The sequence below is a fragment of the Massilia sp. UMI-21 genome, from assembly GCA_015277795.1.
Lineage (GTDB): Bacteria > Pseudomonadota > Gammaproteobacteria > Burkholderiales > Burkholderiaceae_D > Telluria.
Genome location: CP063848.1, coordinates 4,955,520 through 4,974,079 on the forward strand (window position 1 = coordinate 4,955,520; position 18,560 = coordinate 4,974,079).

General features: G+C 65.9%; 16 protein-coding genes. 6 read left to right on the forward strand and 10 right to left on the reverse strand.

Annotated features, from left to right (window positions below):
* Window positions 1-24: 24 nt before the first annotated feature.
* Window positions 25-594 carry an FKBP-type peptidyl-prolyl cis-trans isomerase gene (locus IM543_21810; GenBank protein QOY94102.1) on the reverse strand — a complete coding sequence of 190 codons (570 nt, stop codon included), beginning with the start codon at window positions 592-594 and terminating at the stop codon, window positions 25-27.
* Window positions 595-629: 35 nt separating this feature from the next.
* Entirely contained in the window at window positions 630-1,523 is an 894-nt protein-coding gene (gene tcdA, locus IM543_21815) for a tRNA cyclic N6-threonylcarbamoyladenosine(37) synthase TcdA (GenBank protein QOY94103.1), read from the reverse strand.
* 88 nt (window positions 1,524-1,611) lie between these two features.
* Between tcdA and pdxH the strand changes: the two genes are divergently transcribed.
* Window positions 1,612-2,829, forward strand: a complete 1,218-nt coding sequence (gene pdxH, locus IM543_21820) for a pyridoxamine 5'-phosphate oxidase (protein ID QOY94104.1) — start codon at window positions 1,612-1,614, stop codon at window positions 2,827-2,829.
* A gap of 75 nt (window positions 2,830-2,904) precedes the next feature.
* Window positions 2,905-4,107 (forward strand): class I SAM-dependent methyltransferase, encoded by a 1,203-nt coding sequence (locus IM543_21825; protein ID QOY96804.1) that lies wholly within the window; start codon window positions 2,905-2,907, stop codon window positions 4,105-4,107.
* A 30-nt stretch (window positions 4,108-4,137) separates the two neighbouring features.
* Here IM543_21825 and msrA read toward each other — a convergent pair whose 3' ends face one another.
* On the reverse strand, window positions 4,138-4,677 hold the full coding sequence (gene msrA, locus IM543_21830; protein QOY94105.1) for a peptide-methionine (S)-S-oxide reductase MsrA: 540 nt from the start codon (window positions 4,675-4,677) through the stop codon (window positions 4,138-4,140).
* 118 nt (window positions 4,678-4,795) lie between these two features.
* Between msrA and IM543_21835 the strand changes: the two genes are divergently transcribed.
* From IM543_21835 to IM543_21850, 4 genes are all read left to right on the forward strand, one after another.
* A complete protein-coding gene (locus IM543_21835) occupies window positions 4,796-5,302 on the forward strand; it encodes a flavin reductase family protein (protein QOY94106.1) in 507 nt (168 codons plus the stop codon).
* A 208-nt stretch (window positions 5,303-5,510) separates the two neighbouring features.
* Window positions 5,511-6,704 carry an acyl-CoA dehydrogenase gene (locus IM543_21840; protein ID QOY94107.1) on the forward strand — a complete coding sequence of 398 codons (1,194 nt, stop codon included), beginning with the start codon at window positions 5,511-5,513 and terminating at the stop codon, window positions 6,702-6,704.
* A gap of 316 nt (window positions 6,705-7,020) precedes the next feature.
* Window positions 7,021-8,997 (forward strand): EAL domain-containing protein, encoded by a 1,977-nt coding sequence (locus tag IM543_21845; protein ID QOY96805.1) that lies wholly within the window; start codon window positions 7,021-7,023, stop codon window positions 8,995-8,997.
* Between the two features lie 129 nt (window positions 8,998-9,126).
* Window positions 9,127-9,339, forward strand: coding sequence for a hypothetical protein (locus tag IM543_21850; protein ID QOY96806.1), 213 nt, complete (start codon window positions 9,127-9,129; stop codon window positions 9,337-9,339).
* A 139-nt stretch (window positions 9,340-9,478) separates the two neighbouring features.
* Here the strand turns inward: IM543_21850 and IM543_21855 are convergent, their stop codons facing one another.
* The 7 genes from IM543_21855 to IM543_21885 all read right to left on the reverse strand — a co-directional run bounded on the left by IM543_21855 (window position 9,479) and on the right by IM543_21885 (window position 18,555).
* A complete protein-coding gene (locus IM543_21855; GenBank protein ID QOY94108.1) occupies window positions 9,479-11,614 on the reverse strand; it encodes a PAS domain-containing protein in 2,136 nt (711 codons plus the stop codon).
* A gap of 143 nt (window positions 11,615-11,757) precedes the next feature.
* Entirely contained in the window at window positions 11,758-12,693 is a 936-nt protein-coding gene (locus IM543_21860) for a cupin-like domain-containing protein (GenBank protein ID QOY94109.1), read from the reverse strand.
* Between the two features lie 60 nt (window positions 12,694-12,753).
* Window positions 12,754-13,641 (reverse strand): SMP-30/gluconolactonase/LRE family protein, encoded by an 888-nt coding sequence (locus tag IM543_21865; GenBank protein QOY94110.1) that lies wholly within the window; start codon window positions 13,639-13,641, stop codon window positions 12,754-12,756.
* An 8-nt stretch (window positions 13,642-13,649) separates the two neighbouring features.
* Window positions 13,650-15,053, reverse strand: coding sequence for an MFS transporter (locus IM543_21870; protein QOY96807.1), 1,404 nt, complete (start codon window positions 15,051-15,053; stop codon window positions 13,650-13,652).
* Between the two features lie 122 nt (window positions 15,054-15,175).
* Complete coding sequence (locus IM543_21875) at window positions 15,176-16,756, reverse strand: aldehyde dehydrogenase (NADP(+)) (protein ID QOY94111.1); 1,581 nt, start codon at window positions 16,754-16,756, stop codon at window positions 15,176-15,178.
* A gap of 2 nt (window positions 16,757-16,758) precedes the next feature.
* On the reverse strand, window positions 16,759-17,676 hold the full coding sequence (gene kdgD, locus IM543_21880) for a 5-dehydro-4-deoxyglucarate dehydratase (protein QOY94112.1): 918 nt from the start codon (window positions 17,674-17,676) through the stop codon (window positions 16,759-16,761).
* Window positions 17,677-17,826: 150 nt separating this feature from the next.
* Complete coding sequence (locus IM543_21885) at window positions 17,827-18,555, reverse strand: FadR family transcriptional regulator (GenBank protein ID QOY94113.1); 729 nt, start codon at window positions 18,553-18,555, stop codon at window positions 17,827-17,829.
* Between the last annotated feature and the right edge of the window lie 5 nt (window positions 18,556-18,560).

An 18,560-nucleotide genomic window follows, 5' to 3' on the forward strand; every position in this document is an offset into this window, starting at 1 on the left:
CATGAGGGGAATCGTTGGGCGCTCTTACTTGACCTTGACCAGTTCCACGTCGAAGATCAGATCGGCGTCCGGCGGAATCATGCCGCCGGCGCCGCGCTTGCCGTAGGCCAGCGCGCTCGGGATGACCAGGGTGCGCTTGCCGCCCACCTTCATGCCGGCCACGCCCTGCTCCCAGCCCTTGATGACGCGGCCTGCGCCCAGCTGGAACTCGAGCGGATCGCCGCGGTCGAGCGAGGAATCGAACTTCTTGCCGCGCTGCTTGGGCGCCAGCGGCTTGTGCAGCCAGCCGGTGTAGTGGACCAGCACCGTGCTGCCGATGGTGGCTTCCCTGCCCTTGCCGACCACGCGGTCGATGATCTCGACCTGCGGCGCCGGCGGCTCCGGCATCACCGGCTCGGCCTGCGGCGCGGCTTCTTGCGGCGTGACACCTTGCGGCTGGACCGCCTGGGGCTGGCTTGCCTGCGGCACGGTCTGCTGCTCGGGCGGCGGCTGGGTGGTCGGCTTGGACGCGTCCTGCTGCTGGGTGGCGGTATCCTGGGCGCTGGCGGCACAGGCGGCCAGCATCAGTGCGGCAAATGCGGTACGACGGATCATGTGGGCTCTTCCATCAAAGTGATCGATAACTGATCCTATGATAGCAAGGCCTCTTCCGCTTGCACAGTTTGTGCGTCAGCAGGGGCTTGCGCGACCGCCGGCAGGGGCTGCGCGTTCGCGGCGTCCGCCAGCTTGCGCAGCAGGTGGCCGGCCGCCACCATGCCGAAGGTGGCCGTGACCACCATGCTCGAACCGAAGCCGGCGCAGTTCAGGCCGGTAATACCGTTCGGATCCACCGCACAGGCCTCGCCGCTGTCGGGATAGCGCAGCGGCTCCATCGAGAACACGGCGTCGATGTGGTACTTGTTCTTCTCGCCCTTGGCGAAACCGTAATGGGCGCGCAGGATCTTGCGCACCTTCTTGAGCAGGGGCTCCTGCTCGGTGCGGGCCAGGTCGCGCACCTCGATTCTGGTCGGATCGGTCTGGCCGCCGGCGCCGCCGATGACGACCAGGGGCAGCTGCTTGGCGCTGCAATACGCGATCAGGGCCGCCTTCGACTTGACGCCGTCGATGGCGTCCACGACGTAATCAAAACCTTTACCGGCGATCATCGTCTCGATGTTCTCCGGGTCGATGAAGTCTTCGACCAGCGTCACTTTGCAAAATGGGTTGATCTGCGCGATGCGCTCCTTCAGCGCGGCGATCTTGGCCATGCCGATGGTCGAGCTCAAGGCCTGGAGCTGGCGGTTGATGTTCGATTCGGCCACGTTGTCGAGGTCGATCAGGGTCAGGTGGCCGACGGCGCTGCGCGCCAGCGCCTCGACGATCCAGGAGCCGACGCCGCCGACACCGATCACGCAAACGTGCGCCGCACGGAAGCGTTCGAGTGCACGCTCGCCGTAGAGGCGCGCGATCCCGCCGAAGCGGCGCGCAAAGTCGACTTCCTCGTCCAGGGTGGCTGCCAGGGTAGGGGTATCAATGCGATTCATCCCGTCATTTTAGCGGACGTCGCTTGCGCATCTGCACTAAAATAACTCCTAGTCAACCAAATTCTTCTCGTGTGTCAACAAAACGCCAATGACTCTCCACCTGCACGACACCGCCCCCGATTTCGACCAGCCGATCGCCGTCCTCAAGCATTGCCACGACCGCATTCGCAAGCAGCTGGCCACCCTCGACAAGCTGCTCGCGCACCTGCCGGAATTCGGCGCCGACGAACAGGCGCGCCAGGCCGCGCGCGCGGTCCTGAACTACTTCGAGAAGGCGGCCCACCTGCACCACGAGGACGAGGAACAGGACCTGATCCCGATGTTGCGCGCCGTCGCCCAGGGCGAGGACGCGGCCACGCTGCAGGCGCTGGCGCCGGTGATCCTGCAGGATCACAAGGACATGGATGCGCTGTGGCAGGATTTGCACGAGCAATTGACCGCCATCGCCGAAGGCCAGGCTGCCACGCTGTCTGCCAGCGCGGTGCAGCGCTTCTGCCAGCGCTATTGTTCCCACATGGAGCGCGAGGAAGGAAGCATGGCGCCGATGGCGCTGCGCCTGTTCAGCCCGGAGCAGATGGCCCAACTGGGCAAGGCGATGCAGGCACGCCGCGGCATCGGACCAGCCGCGCGCCAGGCTGCGGGAGTCTCCTCCCCTGCCGCGTCGATCGGTCAGGCCGTGGCCGACCTGCGCAAGGACTACGGCCAGGCCAGCCTGAACGAGACCGACGTGCTGGACGACCCGATCCTGCAGTTCACGCAGTGGTTCGAGCAGGCGCTGAAGGCCGAGGTGAACGAGCCGAACGCCATGTCGGTGGCCACCGTGGCCGCCAACGGGCGCCCGAGTTCGCGCATCGTGCTGGTGAAGCAATTCGACGAGCGCGGTTTCACCTGGTATACCAACTACGACAGCCGCAAAGGCCAGGAGTTAGAGGATAATCAATATGCAGCGTTGTTGTTCTTTTGGAGCGAACTGGAACGCCAGGTTCGCATCGAAGGACGTGTAGAGCGCACCGCGAGCGAGGAAAGCGACCGGTATTTCCGCAGCCGGCCACTGAAAAGCCGCCTGTCGGCCATTGCCTCGCACCAGAGTGCGCCGATCGGCAGCCGCGCCGAGCTGGAACAGCATTACGAGGCCGTGGCACGGCAGGCCGGTGAAGACCCGGCGCGACCAGGCAACTGGGGCGGCTACCGCCTGGTGCCCGAGCGCCTGGAATTCTGGCAGGGGCGCCGCTCCCGCTTCCACGACCGCATCGTCTACGAGCGGCAGGAAGACGGCAGCTGGCGCCGCCTGCGCCTGCAACCGTAGGCCGGCCGCAGCGCACGCTAGCCATCGAGCGCGCATGCCGGCCGTTCATGCCGGAGGTATGCCGTGTTCGAACAGATGATGCTGTCAGCCTGGAGCACAGGCCTGCGAGACAAGCTGTCCCTGCCCTTGCGGGTCGAACTGTGGGATGGCCGGCAACTCGAATTCTCCGCCGAACCCGCGCGCGTGACCATCCGGGTGCCGGACCGCGCGGCCTTGCGCTACCTGCGCTCTCCCTCGCTGTACAGCCTGGGACGCGCCTATGTCGAGGGCGCGATCGACATCAAGGGATGCGCCGCCGATATCATCCAAGTCGGCAATGCCCTGGCGGCCCACCTGGACAAGGGGCGCGGCCGGCTGGGCGAGCTGCTGCGCCTGCGCCCCCACCTTGCGCCGCACACCCGCCAGAGCGACGCCGAGGCGATCCGCTACCACTACGACGTCTCCAACGACTTCTACGCCGCCTGGCTCGATCCGGCCATGGTGTATTCCTGCGCCTACTTCGAGAATGGCGACGAAGACCTGGCCACGGCGCAGCAGAAGAAGATCGACCACATCCTGCGCAAGATCGACCTGCGGCCCGGCCAGCGCCTGCTGGATATCGGCTGCGGCTGGGGCGCGCTGGTGCTGCGCGCCGCGCAAGGGTTCGGTGCCCGCTGCCTCGGCGTCACCCTGTCCGAGAACCAGGCGCTGCTTGCGCGCGAGCGGATCGCGCGCGCCGGCCTGCAGGGGCAGGTCGAGATCCGCCTGCAGGACTACCGCGACGTCGACGGCGAATACGACCGCATCACCAGCGTCGGCATGTTCGAGCACGTCGGCGTACAGCACCTGCCCGCGTATTTCTCGCGCGTGAACCGGCTGCTGGCGCCCGACGGCGTCGTCATGAACCACGGGATCACCACCACGAATGTCGACAACAGCGCCACGCCCTACGGCGGTGGCGAATTCATCGACCAGTATGTGTTCCCGCACGGCGAGCTGGCCCACCTGTCCACGGTGGTGCGGACCATGCAGGAAGGCGGGCTGGAAGTACGCGACGTCGAAAACCTGCGCCGCCATTATGCAAAGACCTGCGCGATCTGGACCGACAACTTCGAAGGCAATGCCGCGCACATCCGGACCCTGACGGAGGAGAAGCGCTTCCGCATCTGGCACCTCTACCTGGCCGGCTGCGCCTACGCCTTCGCGCATGGCCGGATCAGCCTGTACCAGATCGTGTGCGGGAAGGCCGATGGGAACGCGGATCGACTGCCGTGGTCACGCAAGTACATGTACCCGTAGGCGCGTTCACATCATGGCATTGCCGCCCTGCTACTTGAGGCGCTCGCTGAAGGTCTTGCGGAACTTCGCCACCTTCGGCGCCACCACGAACGCGCAGTAGCCCTGCAAGGGATGCTGCGCGAAATAATTCTGGTGGTAGTCCTCGGCCTTGTACCAGGTCTCCTGCGGCAGCAGTTGGGTCACGATCGGCGCATCCCACACCGATGCCATTTCGGCCATCACCTGGCGCGCGGTCGCTTCCTGCTCGGGCGAGGTCGTGAAAATCACCGAGCGGTACTGCGAACCGACGTCGTTGCCCTGGCGGTCCACCGTGGTCGGGTCGTGGATGGTGAAGAAGACCTCCAGGATGTCGCGGTAGCTGATCACCGACGGGTCGAACTCCACCCGCACCACCTCGGCATGACCGGTCGTGCCGGCGCACACTTGCTCGTACGTCGGCCGGTCGACCTGGCCGCCCATGTAGCCCGATTCCACGCGCGTCACGCCGCGCGCCTCGAGGTAGACCGCCTCCAGGCACCAGAAGCATCCGCCCCCCAGAATGGCTACCTCGCTCCCTGCTTGCTCGCTCATCGCACACCTTGTTTCGTCAGTTTCGATACTTCTTAATGTAACGCAAAGCGCGCTTTCATGCAGGGCGCTCGGGATGAGAAACCGGTCAAGCGTCCGACAGTGGCATAATGGCGATCCAATGAATACACGCTCTCCCCGCGCCACGACGCGCGGCTTCGATTCGGCGCATTTTCGCCATGCCCTGTCGCAATTCGCCACCGGTGTCACCATCATCACCACGCGTCTTGCCGACGGCTCGTTCCGCGGGCTGACCGCCAGTTCCTTCAACTCGGTCTCGCTCGAGCCTCCGCTCGTCCTGTGGAGCCTGGGCGCCGGCGCCAACAGCCTGCCCATTTTCAGCGGCAACTCGCACTACGTCATCAACGTGCTCGCCGCTGGCCAGCAGGAACTGGCCCTGCGCTTCTCGCGCCGCAGCGTCGACAATCCCTTCGACGGCGTCGAGTACGAACTGTCGCGGACCGGCCTGCCGATCCTGAAAGGCGTCTCGGCCTGGTTCGAATGCCATAACCGCAGCCGCTATCCGGAAGGCGACCACGTCATCTTCGTCGGCGAAGTCGAGGAATGCGCGGTGCACCCGCAACCGGCGCTGCTGTTCCACGGCGGCCGCTTCGGGGCGACCGGCTAGCACAGGCACCCGCTCTCGCTGCGGGAAGCATGCGGCTATTGTTGCCCGTAGAGACTTGCTTTGTACCGAGTAAAAATGAAAATGCCTGTCGCAGTTTCAAAAGATACGGCGGCGCAGCATTCCTATAATAATCAGGCTATGGCGTGCCCCAGGGACGGGCGCGCGCCTCCGTTATTGTGAGAAAAACCCCACCGAGACAGGAAGATCCATGAGCCATTCCGATTCGCCCCGCAAAGCCGCTTTCCACTGGGATGACCCGCTGCTGCTGAACAGCCAGCTCACCGATGAAGAGCGGATGGTGCGCGACGCCGCCGCGAGCTACTGCCAGGACAAGCTGAAGCCGCGCATCCTCGAGGCCTTCCGCCACGAGCGCATGGATACCGCGATCTTCCGCGAAATGGGCGACCTCGGCCTGCTCGGCCCGACCATCCCGGAACAATACGGCGGCCCCGGCCTGAACTACGTCGCCTACGGCCTGATCGCGCGCGAAGTCGAGCGCGTCGATTCCGGCTACCGCTCGATGATGAGCGTGCAGTCCTCGCTGGTGATGGTGCCGATCTTTGAATTCGGCAACGAAGAAACCAAACAAAAATACCTGCCGAAGCTGGCCACCGGCGAGTGGATCGGCTGCTTCGGCCTGACCGAACCGAACCATGGTTCCGACCCGGGCTCGATGGTCACCCGCGCCCGCAAGGTCGAGGGCGGCTATTCGCTCAGCGGCTCGAAGATGTGGATCACCAACTCGCCGGTCGCCGACGTGTTCGTGGTCTGGGCCAAGGACGACGAAGGCGCGATCCGCGGCTTCGTGCTGGAAAAGGGCTGGAAAGGCCTGAGCGCGCCGGCGATCCACGGCAAGTTCGGCCTGCGCGCCTCGGTTACCGGCGAGATCGTCATGGACGAGGTGTTCTGCCCCGAAGAAAACGCCTTCCCGGACGTGCGCGGCCTGAAGGGTCCGTTCACCTGCCTGAACTCGGCGCGCTATGGCATCGCCTGGGGCGCGCTGGGCGCGGCCGAAGACTGCTGGCACACCGCGCGCCAGTACGTGCTGGACCGCAAGCAGTTCGGCAAGCCGCTCGCCGCCAACCAGCTGGTGCAGAAAAAGCTGGCCGACATGCAGACCGAAATCACCCTCGGCCTGCAGGGCTGCCTGCGCCTGGGCCGCATGAAGGATGAAGGCACCGCCGCCGTCGAGATCACCTCGATCATGAAGCGCAATTCCTGCGGCAAGTCCCTGGATATTGCCCGCGTGGCACGTGACATGCTCGGTGGCAACGGCATTTCGGATGAATTCGGCATCGTGCGCCACATGGTCAACCTCGAAGTGGTCAACACTTATGAAGGCACCCACGACATCCACGCACTGATCCTCGGTCGCGCCCAGACCGGCATCGCCGCGTTCTGATCCCCTCCGGCGCGCCGCCGCCCGGCGGCGCGCTATTTCCTGTGGGCGCTGGCCCAGCTACAACATTCTTTTCCAATTTCAATCGCGTTGCGTCAATATGCCGCTTTTTTGCGCTACCATGGCTAGCAGCAACGCATAAGTACATCGCCAGTATTCCCAGATCACTTCGAGAGGCCGCATGAGCGCTCTTGACGGACCGCAATCGACAGCAGTGGACAATGCACATGGCGGCAACGCATATGGCTTGTCTCTTGAACTGTTGCTTCAGAATCTGCCGGGCGTCGCCTACCGCTGCCTGTGCGACGCCGAATGGACCATGGAATTCATCAGCGCGGGCGTCGAGAAGCTGACCGGCTACCCGCCCGCCGCCTTCCTGGCCCGACCGGGTCTGAACTTCGCCAGCCTGATCCACCCGGAAGATCGCGCCGCCACCGAACGCGGCGTCGCACTCGCGCTGCAGCAAAACAGGTCCTTCCAGCTGACCTATCGCATCCGCTGTGCCGACGGCGAGGTCAAATGGATCTATGAACAGGGCGGCGCGCCAGCGCAAGGGGGTGGACGGATCCTGGAAGGATTCATGTTCAACTACACGCCGCTGCGCGAGGCCCACATGCTGGTGCATGAGCAGGCTTCCTACCTGCAGCAGGCACGCGATGCCATCATTGCGATGGACCTGAACTCGCGCATCACCTACTGGAACAACGGCGCCGAACGGCTCTACGGCTGGAGCGCTTCCGAAGCGCGCGGCAAGAAGTTCTCCGACCTGCTGTGCGAGAACCTGCCGGCCTACCACGGCGCCTACGAGAACACGCTTGCCAACGGCGAATGGAGCGGCGAACTGTCGCACCTGCGGCGCGACGGCGTCTGCATCGAGACCGACACCCGCTGGACGCTGATGGCCCCTGACGAGGAAACGGGCGCCCCGCAGAAGATCCTGGTGATCAGCACCGACATCAGCGAGCGCAAGCACAACGAAGCGAAGATCTACCGCCTCGCCTTCTTCGACGCGCTGACCGACCTGCCGAACCGCGCCAGCCTGCTCGACCACCTGCGCCGCTCCCTGCTGGGCAGCGCGCGCACGCGCAAGTGCGGCGCCCTCATGTTCTGCGACCTCGACAATTTCAAGTACCTCAACGATTCCCAGGGCCACGCCGCCGGCGACATGCTGCTGCAGGCGGTGGCGCGCCGCCTCGAGCATTGCGTGCGCGAGGCCGACATGGTGGCGCGCCTGGGCGGCGACGAATTCGTGATCCTGATCCAGCCGGTGGAAGACACACCCGAAGGCGCGGCCTCGCAAGCCGAGACGGTGGCGGCCAAGGTGGTGGCCGCCATGGCGGCCCCGTTCCAGCTGGCCGATTCGATGTATTCGGTGTCGGTCAGCATCGGCGTGACCACGATGTGCGGCGCCGTGGACACGGTCGAATCGACGCTGCGCCAGGCCGACGCCGCGATGTACCAGGCCAAGGCCTGCGGGCGCAACACCTACCGCTTCCACGACCCGGCGGTGCAGGCCGCGTGGTCGGCCCGGGCCGAACTGGAAAGCGCGATGCGGCGCGCACTGCGCGACAAGGAATTCGTGCTCCACTACCAGCCGCAGCTGGACCGCAGCAGCCGGGTGATCGGCGCCGAGGCCCTGCTGCGCTGGCGCCTGCCGGACGGCCGGCTGCTTTATCCGGCCGAATTCATCCAGGCCGCCGAAGAGAGCGGCCTGATCGTCGACATCGGCCGCTGGGTGCTGCGCACCGCCTGCGCCGAACTGGCGCGCTGGCAGCGCTATCCGGACACGGCCGGGCTGACGCTGTCGGTCAACGTCAGCGCCGGCCAGTTCATGGAGCCGGATTTCGTGCCGATGCTCCAGCAGATATTCGAGGAAACCGGGGTGCAGCCGTCCAGCCTCAAGCTCGAGCTGACCGAGAGCCTGATGGTGAGCGATTTCGTCCATACCGCGCGCACCATGGGCGTGCTCAAGCAGCGCGGGATCAGCTTCTCGCTGGACGATTTCGGCACCGGCTACTCGTCGCTGGCCTACCTGCGCAAACTCCCGCTCGACCAGCTCAAGATCGACCAGTCCTTCATGCGCGATGTGCTGACCGACCAGAACGACGCTTCCATCGTCCGTTCGATCATCGCGCTGGGCGACAGCCTGGGCTTGCAGGTGATCGCCGAAGGCGTGGAGACGCCGGGCCAGCGCCAGTTCCTGTCGGACGCGGGCTGCTTCATCTACCAGGGATTCCTGTACCAGCACGCGCTGAGCGCCGAGCACTTCACGCAGTACGCGCGCACGGTGCATTGAGCGGGCGTGACAGTCCGCGATGTTTCGGCCTGGGCGGCCTGCCATGCCGGGCGCAAGGGCCGGCTTCAGGCCCAACAGCAGCCACCGTTGTCGTCACGCGCGCCAATCGATCTCCGCGAGGAATACACGATGAAGTTCAACATCTACGGTCGCTTTCAGGTGGACGTCCGGCGTGAGAACGACGCCTGGGTCGTGTATCGCTTGGAACTGGGAAAACGGACACGGCTGAACGATGTGGCGATCCCGCCGAATTTGTTAGCGCAAGAACTGGCTACTTACCTCGATGACATCTTTCATGAGTTCGCCAAGCACGGCGAACATGTCGAGCTCATGCCCGGCTGAGCATCGAGCGGCGCTGCGGCGCTGCGGCGGTCTGCGAGAAGACCATGTTTTCTGCAAAGCCAGGAACGCCTACCAAAACGTTCGACATACCGCCAACAGATGCGTGAGCAGACCAGCGAATTTTCTCGTTCGCGCAATGTTAGCCGCGTGCCTCGACGATAGCGTGCATTCGGAAAGCAAGCGCTTGCATGTCGAAAGGTTTGCTCATCACATGCATGCCAGGCGTGACGTGGTCGTTGCCGATCGCAGCATTTTCGGCATATCCAGTAATGAACAGCACTGGCAGGTCTGGACGGGACTGCCGGCCGGCGTCGGCCATTTCCCTACCGTTGAGGCCACCTGGCAAGCCGACGTCGGATACCAGCAAATCGATCGCAACGTCGGACTGCAGGATTTTCAAACCCGAGGCGCTGTCGCTGGCCTCCAAGGCGTTGTAGCCGAGGTCGTTGATCGTTTCGATGACGAGCATGCGAATCATGGGTTCGTCGTCGACCACCAGCACGTTGCGCGTTGTCGCTGGGGTCGGCGCGATGGCCGCGACGGCGTCGGGTGCGTCGTGATCGACTTCCCCCTCATGCCGCGGAAGGTAGATGGTGACGGTTGTGCCCATGCCCGGCTCGGAGTAGATGCGAACCTGTCCACCCGATTGCTTGGCGAACCCGTAGACCATCGACAAGCCAAGTCCAGTCCCTTCGCCGATAGGCTTGGTGGTGAAGAACGGCTCAAAGACTTTCTCGAGAATGTCCGGCGCGATGCCCACGCCCGAGTCGGTGACGCTCAGCGATAAATAGTGGCCTGGCGCCACGTCGCGCTGGCGGGCGGCGCGCTCGTCAAGCCAACGGTTGGTGGTTTCAATGGTGATCCGCCCGCCGTCGGGCATGGCGTCACGCGCGTTGATGCAGAGGTTCAAGAGCGCATTTTCAAGCTGTGAGGCGTCGACGAGCGCGTTCCACAAGCCGGCCGCCTTCACCACGTCGATGGAAATACGCGGGCCGACGGACCGCTGGATCAGCTCCTGCATGTCGTCGACGAGCCGATTCACATCGGCTGAACGAGGGCTGAGCGTCTGGCGTCGCGAAAACGCCAACAATCGATGGGTGAGCGAGGCGGCGCGCTTGACGCCGCTTTGAGCGGTGAGAATGTAGCGCTCGAAATCCTTGAATTGGCCGTTGCGCGCGCGCAGATGCATGAGCTGCAACGCACCCGAAATGCCAGCCAGGAGGTTGTTGAAGTCGTGCGCCAATCCGCCGGTGAGCTGTCCGACCGCCTCCATTTTTTGGGACTGGCGCAACGCCTCTTGGGTTTCGAGCAGCGTGGAGGTGCGCTCGACCACCCGCCGCTCCAACGTCGCATTCAAATCGCGCAGCTCCGCGGCTACCCGATCACGCTCCGCTTCCAGAATTCGGCGCGCGGTGATGTCGATCAACACGCCAGGGAAGCGATCAGGCTTTCCGGCGGCGTCGCGTTCGACGCGACCGTTGGCCTCCACCCAATAATAGATTTGATCGCGCCGCCGCACTCGGTATTGATGCAGGTAGGGGCCGCCGCGCTCCACCGCGTAGGCGATGGCGGCAGTCAGCCCGGACTTGTCGTCCGGGTGGACGGTGTCCATCACCCGCTCCAGACTGATGCCTTGACGACCCAATGCGGGATCCATGCCGAAGGTGTTGGCGAAGCCTTCGTCGATGGTGAACTGATCCGACTTGATGTCCCACACCCAGGTGCCGACGATGGCGCCGGCGGCCAAGGCGAGTTGAACGCGTTCGGCGTCGGCACGCGCCGCGACCGCGCTCAGGCGGATTTCCTCGTCCTTTTGTTTGCGCTTGGTGATGTCCACGGCGCTGCCTGAGAAGCGGACGGGGTTTCCCGTGGCGTCATGGATGAGCTTCCCCTTGCACTCCACCCAGCGGAGAGCCTGGCCAGGGATCACGAGACGATACTCCACCAGAAAATCCGCGCCGCGATCGAAGGTTTCGCGGATGTCCTTGCGCAGCTCCGCGAGATCGTCCACGACCACGAACTTCTGGTATTCCTCCATGGTCAAACCCGCGGCGGTAGCGTCGGGATCGAGGCCGTAGAGCCGAGCGAAATTGGCGTCGCCATGGAGCAGGTCGGTGCCGACCATCCAATCCCACAGCCCAACGACGCCCGACGCGGATAGCGCCATGTCGAGACGCTCGATGTGCGCTCGAAGTTGTACCACCTCGTCGTCGATGTGGATAGCGGTCAATGGCTGGATGGAAACCGACGGCGTGGAGACGTGTTCGGACGTCATGAGGAAAGCATCGTGGACAAAGGCGTCTACTTTACACCGCGTGCAAGGTTTCAAGGTGAATTCGGACGCGCTAGCGTTCGGAATCGATGCTTCCCGCGATTTTCGCGCAACATGTCGTGTTTACTTCCACCCGGGCCATTGCTTTAAGCCCCGCCCCACGCATGGCCTTGCACCGACGCATCGGCGCGCAGCGCCAGCGGCACCCCGCGCGCCCAACGGTTGGCGGATAGCGAAAACTCCAGTGCCCGTACCTGGTGGAACCAGCCGGCCGGCACATACAGCAGTTCGCCCGGCTCGACGGTGCACGCGACCGTGGCGGCGCCGCGCGCCAGCGGGTAGGCATCGAAGTCCGGCGCTTCCGGATCGAAGGGCGAACCGAACAGCACCGGGTTGGCTTCGTTCGCGTACAGGAAGGCGTCGTGGTGCGGCGGCGCCAGGAAGATGCGCTTGCGGCCCCAGAGTTGGGCGAAGATGTTGTCGTCGAAGTCGCAATGCAGGGGCGTCATGGTGCCGACCGGGCCGAGCCAGAAACGGGGCGGGCCCATCTTGCGGAACCAGGCGGGCCAGTGGCACAGGTGGTTCAGCTCGCGCAGTTCCATGTTGCCGACATACGGTGGCGGCTCGTCGGCGCCATGCATCCGCTCCGGCTCCAGGTCGAGGTAGTCGCGCAGCAGCATGTCGCGCATCGGGCGATCGGCCCGGAAGGGCTGGCGGATGTAGTCGCCGACCCGGGCCCGGACCGGCGTCTCGCCGTAGCGCGCGCGCAGTTCGTCCGGGGTGAGCCTGCACAGCGGCCAGCGGCCGACCACGCCGGTCAGGATGAAGGGAAGTCCCAGCACGGCACGCTCGGTGAACGCCGCGGCGTCGAGCCGCTTCAGGCGCGGCACCTCGGATAGCAGCGGCAGGCCGCGCGCATGGTCCTTGACCGCCTGGCGCATGGCCGCGATCGAGGCCACGCCGCGCACCGCCGCGTCGCGCGCTTCCTGCGCCAGCTTCCTGGCCGCCGCGTCTTCCGGCGTTGCCGCCAGGGTCGGCAGCGGCGGCAGCGGCCCTTTCGATTCTCTCTCCCTACCCTGCATGCTTTGAATACTCCACACGAAACCGCGCTCAGGGTAGCGTGTGGAAGCAGAAAAGTCGAATCAGGCGCGCGAGGTGACGAAGGGCGTCTCGGCCACGCCACTCACGCCCGGGCGCAGCAGCACGACCGCGCCGGCATCCCCGCCCGTGCCCGGATCGATCGAGGTCACCAGCAAGGTGTCGAGCGCCGGCCCGCCGAAGGCGCACATCGAGGGCTTGGCCATCGGCAGCGCGACCTCCCGGTCCAGTTTCCCGCCCGGGGTAAAACGCTGCAGCAGGCCGGCGTCGTTGGCGCAGCTCCAGTAGCAGCCATCGAGGTCGACGGCGGCGCCGTCCGGGCGGCCCTTCTGCCCGCCCAGGTCGAGGAACACGCGCTTGTTGTGCGGGATGCCCTGCTCGATGTCGTAGTCGAAGGCCCAGACCATGCGGCGCTGCGGATGCGAATCCGACAGGTACATGGTGCGCCCGTCGGGCGACCAGGCCAGGCCGTTCTGGGTGAGCAGCCCGCGCACGACCGGGCCGTGCAGGCCGTCGTCGCTGCTGTAGCGATACAGCCCGCCGACCGCGCGCGCCGCGCCCATGTCCATGAACATGGTGCCGCTCCAGAAACGGCCCTGGCGGTCGCAGCGGCCGTCGTTGAAGCGCATGCCCGCGCCCAGCTCCGCCTCGCGCGGCGCGGCCAGGCAGCTCGCCTGGGCTTGGCCGTCGTCACCGAGTTGCAGGCGGAAGATGCCGCTTTCCATGCCGGCCACCAGGCTGCCGTCGTCGGCGGCGGCGACGCAGGCCACCATCTCGGGCGCTTCCCAGTGGCGCAGCGCGCCGCTGGCGTGCATCATGCGCCAGACGCGGCGCGCCGGGATGTCCACCCAGTACCAGGCTTCCTCAGCCGCGTTCCAGGTGGGGCTTTCGCCGGTGGCGCAGTGCACCCCTTCGATACGCCGGAGGTCCATGCCCGCCATTACAGGTCGGTGATCTCGCGGTGCGCCGGCACCAGGGCCTTCATCACCAGCCAGGCGGTCAGGTAGGCCAGCGCGCAGATCGAGAACATGATCATGTAGCCGGTTTCCAGGTGGCCCAGGGCGCCGTAGTAGTCGAACAGCCAGCCACCCAGCTTGGTGATCAGGACGCCGCCCAGGCCGCCGGCCATGCCGCCGATGCCGACCACCGAACCGATGCTGTGTTTCGGGAACATGTCGGAGACGGTGGTGAACAGGTTGGCCGACCAGGCCTGGTGCGCCGAGGCGCCGATGCCGATCAGGATCACGGGGATCCAGAAGCCCAGGTAGCCGAGCGGCTGGGCCAGCAGCACCACCAGCGGGAACAGGGCAATGGTGAACATGGCGCGCATGCGGCCCTGGTAGATGCTATGGCCGCGGTTCAGGAACCAGGTCGGCAGCCAGCCGCCGCCGATCGACCCCACCATCGTCATGCTGTACAGGACCGCCAGCGGCACGACCATCTCCGGCCCGGTCAAGCCGTATTGGGCCGACATGTACTTGGGCAGCCAGAACAGGAAGAACCACCACACGCCGTCGGTCATGAACTTGCCGAACGCGAAGGCCCAGGTCTGGCGGTAGCCCAGCAGCTTGAACCACGACGCTTTCGGCTTGGCGGCAGTTGGCGCGGCCTCGGCCGGAGCGCTGTCGCTGTTGATGTAGGCCAGCTCGCCCGCGCTCAGGCGCTTCTGGCGCTCCGGCGTGTCGTACAGCCAGATCCAGGCGCCCATCCAGATGAAACCGATGGCGCCGACCGCGATGAAGGCCGCCTGCCAGCCCCAGAATTCGGCGATCAGGGGCACCGTCAAGGGCGCCAGCACCGCGCCGATGTTGGCGCCGGAATTGAAGATGCCGGTGGCGAAGGAGCGCTCGCGCTTGGGGAAGTATTCGGCGGTGGCCTTGATCGCGGCCGGGAAGTTGCCCGCTTCGCCGATCGCCAGCACCGCGCGGCCGACCATGAAGCCGATGATCGACACCGGCACGGCGGCCAGGCCGAGGGTGGTGAACACGCTGTTGACCGCGGTGCCGATGCCGATCGCGTAGGCATGGGCGATGGCGCCCAGCGACCAGACCACGATCGCCAGCACGAAGGCGCGCTTGGTGCCCAGACGATCGATCACGCGGCCGGCGAACAGCATCGAGATCGCGTAGACGAACTGGAAGATCGCCGTAATGTTGGCGTAGTCCGTGTTCGACCAGCCGAATTCCTTGGTGAGCAGCGGCGCGAGCAGGCTCAGGACCTGGCGGTCGAGGTAGTTGATGGTGGTGGCGAAGAACAGCAGGGCGCAGATGGTCCAGCGGTATTTGCCGACCGTGGAGGCGAGCTCCGGGGTGCGATCTGCGCGCTGCTCGGTATGGGCGCTCATGACTTGCTGATTCATGGGATCAGTTCTTTTCAAACGAAACAGCCGGCGTCTCCTCCAGCTGGTACATCAATCGAAACTGCAAAGGGGCGCACAGGCGCCCCTCCACATTTACCGGCGACGAATTACGCTACCACCTTCAGGTCGCCATCCAGCACGCGTGCAAGGCGCAGTGGATTGTCGTCGCGAAGCGCCTCCGGCAGCAAGCCTTCGGGCACGTTCTGGTAGCACACCGGACGCAGGAAGCGGTCGATCGCGCTCGCGCCCACCGAGGTGCTGCGGCTGTCGCTGGTGGCCGGGAACGGACCGCCATGGACCATCGCGTGCGACACCTCGACCCCGGTCGGGAAGCCGTTGAACAGCACGCGGCCGGCCTTGCGCTCCAGGATCGGCAGCAGGCGTGCGGCCAGCGGATGGTCGTTTGGCGCCACATGCACGGTGGCGGTCAGCTGGCCATGCAGCTGCTCGGCTGCCTGCAGCAGCAGCTCGGCGCTGTCGAAGCGCACGATCAGCGCGGCCGGGCCGAAGACCTCGTCCTGCAGGTCCGGGTTGGCCAGGAAGTCGGCCGCCTCGCACTGGTACAGCGCGGCCTGGGCGGCGCAGCCGATACCATCGACGCCGCCCTGCGCCACGAGGCGCACGCCGCTGGCGCTTGTCATTCGTCCTATGCCGCTGTTATAGGCATCGTGGATGCCCGCGGTCAGCATGGTGCCGGCGCCCTTGCCTGCCAGCGCCGTGGTGGCCGCCGCGGTGAAGGCGTCCAGCGCCGCGCCCTTGACCGCGAACACCAGGCCCGGGTTGGTGCAGAACTGGCCGACGCCCAGGGTCAGCGAATCGACGAAGCCGTTCGCCAATGCGGCGCCGCCCTCTTCCAGCGCTGCCGGGAGCAGGAACATCGGATTCACGCTGCTCATCTCGGCGTAGACCGGGATCGGTTCCGGGCGGCTTGCCGCGGTACGCATCAGCGCGGTGCCGCCGCCGCGCGAACCGGTGAAGCCGACCGCCTTGATGGCCGGGTGGCTGACCAGCTGCTGGCCGATGGTACGGCCATCGCCGAAGATCATCGAGAACACGCCTTCCGGCATGCCGCACTCGATGGCGGCGCGCTGGACGGCGCGGCCGACCAGTTCCGAGGTGCCGAGGTGGGCGCCGTGGGCCTTGACGATGACCGGGCAGCCTGCCGCCAGGCTGGATGCGGTGTCGCCGCCCGCGACCGAGAAGGCCAGCGGGAAGTTACTGGCGCCGAACACCACCACCGGGCCGAGGCCGATTTTGGCCAGGCGCAGGTCGGGACGCGGCGGGGTGCGCTCGGGCAGCGCGCTGTCGATGGTCGCGCCGAGGAAGCGGCCGTCGCGCACCACTTTGGCGAACAGGCGCAGCTGGTTCACGGTGCGCATGCGCTCGCCCTCGAGGCGGGCTTGCGGCAGGCCGGTTTCCTGCTGGGCGCGCTCGATGAGGACCGGACCGATGGCCAGCACCTGCTCGGCGATCGCTTCCAGGAAGCGCGCGCGCTGCTCCAGCGGCAGTGCGCGGTAGGGATCGAAGGCCTGCGCAGCGAGTGCGCAGGCACGTTCCACATCGGCACCCAGCGCCTGGCCGAAGCCTGGCCCGAACTCTTCGCGGGTGGACGGGTTGTAGGCCAGCACCTCGCCCGCGCTGCCGCGGACGAGTTGGCTGCCGATGATCATTTCGCCAGTGATCTGCATGTTCACACCGCGTTCTTCTGTTTCTGGATCAGGGCCAGCAGCATCTCGTCTTCCGCCGCGGTCAGGTCGGTCAGCGGCGGACGCACCGGACCGGCGCCATGGCCGACCAGGCGGGCGCCGGCCTTAATGATGCTGACGGCGTAGCCGGCCTTGCGGTTGCGGATCTCCAGGTAGGGCAGGAAGAACTCGTCGATCAGGCGGTTGGTGGTGGCGGTGTCGCCGGCGGCGGTGGCGTGGTAGAAGTCCATCGCCAGCTGCGGCACGAAGTTGAACACGGCCGACGAGTACACCGGGGTGCCCAGTGCCTTGTAGGCGCCGGCGTACACTTCCGCGGTCGGCAGGCCGCCCAGGTAGCTGAAGCGGTCGCCCATCTTGCGCCAGATCGCGACCATCAGCTCGATGTCGCCGATGCCGTCCTTGAAGCCGATCAGGTTCGGGCAGCGGTCGGCCAGCTTGGCCAGCGAATCCGGGGTCAGGCGGCAGGCGGCGCGGTTGTAGACCACGACGCCGATCTTCACGGAGCGGCACACCGCTTCGACGTGGTCGATCAGGCCGTCCTGGCTGGCTTCGGTCAGGTAGTGCGGCAGCAGCAGCAGGCCCTGGGCGCCCTGGCGCTCGGCTTCCTGTGCGTGGGCGATGGCGGCGCGGGTCGGGCCGCCGCAGCCTGCCAGGATCGCAACGCCGGTGCCGGCGCAGGTGTCGACCGCGGTCTTGACGATCTGGCCGTATTCCTCGCCATGCAGCGAGAAGTATTCGCCGGTGCCGCCGGCGGCGAACAGCGCGGTCGCGCCGTAGGGAGCCAGCCACTCGAGGCGCTCGCGGTAGCCGGCCGGGTTGAATTCACCCTGGGCGTCGAAGTCGGTGATCGGGAAGGACAGCAGGCCGTGCGACAGGACTTTTTGTAGTTCGAGGGGTTGCATTACGGGGTCTCCAGGACAGGGATAGTTGGGTTGCTCGTTGACAGACGCAAAGTGCGGCAAGTAAAAACCGCGGCAAATTAAAACCGTCTTAAGTTGTATGTCATCGTACAACTGAAATGAGGACCTCGCAAGCGCTATGTGCCGATTTTTTTAATTGATCATCGATTCGATCCGGCGCTGCGCCTGCACCAGCCGCTCGCGGCTGTTCGACAGGTGGGTGCGCATGGCCGCGCGTGCGGCCTCGGGATCGCGGCGCTCGATGGCGCGGAAGATGTCGTCGTGCTCGCGGCTGACGCGCTCGTTGAAATTGGCGGGCTTGTCCTGCTCCAGCGCCACCGTGTTCAGGCGCGCCCGCGGGATGATCGCGTTGCCGAGCTGGGTGAGGATGTCGACGAAATAGCGGTTGCCGGTGGCCTGGGCGATGAGCAGGTGGAAGCGCTTGTCGGCCTCGGCCGCCGACCTGCCGACCGCCATCGCCTCGTGCATCTCGCCCAGCGCCGCACCCAGCTCCTGCACCTGGTCGTCGCTGCGGCGCGCGGCGGCCAGGCCGGCGGTCTCGGTCTCGACGCCGATGCGCAGCTCCAGGATCGACAGCACGTCGCGCAGGGTCAGGATGCTTTCGGCATCGATCGCCAGCCCGGCCTGCGGGCGCTCCAGCACGAAGGTGCCGATGCCGTGGCGCGTCTGCACCAGCCCGGATGCCTGCAGGTGCGAAATGGCTTCCCGCACCACCGTGCGGCTGACCCCATGCTGGGCCATCATCGACGATTCGGTCGGCAGTTTTTCGCCGGGCTTGAGCAGTCCCTGGCGGATGCTGCCGCTGATCTGCTCGACGACGCCCTGCGCCAGGTTGCGGGGTTTGCGCTGCGAAGGGATCATGGGGG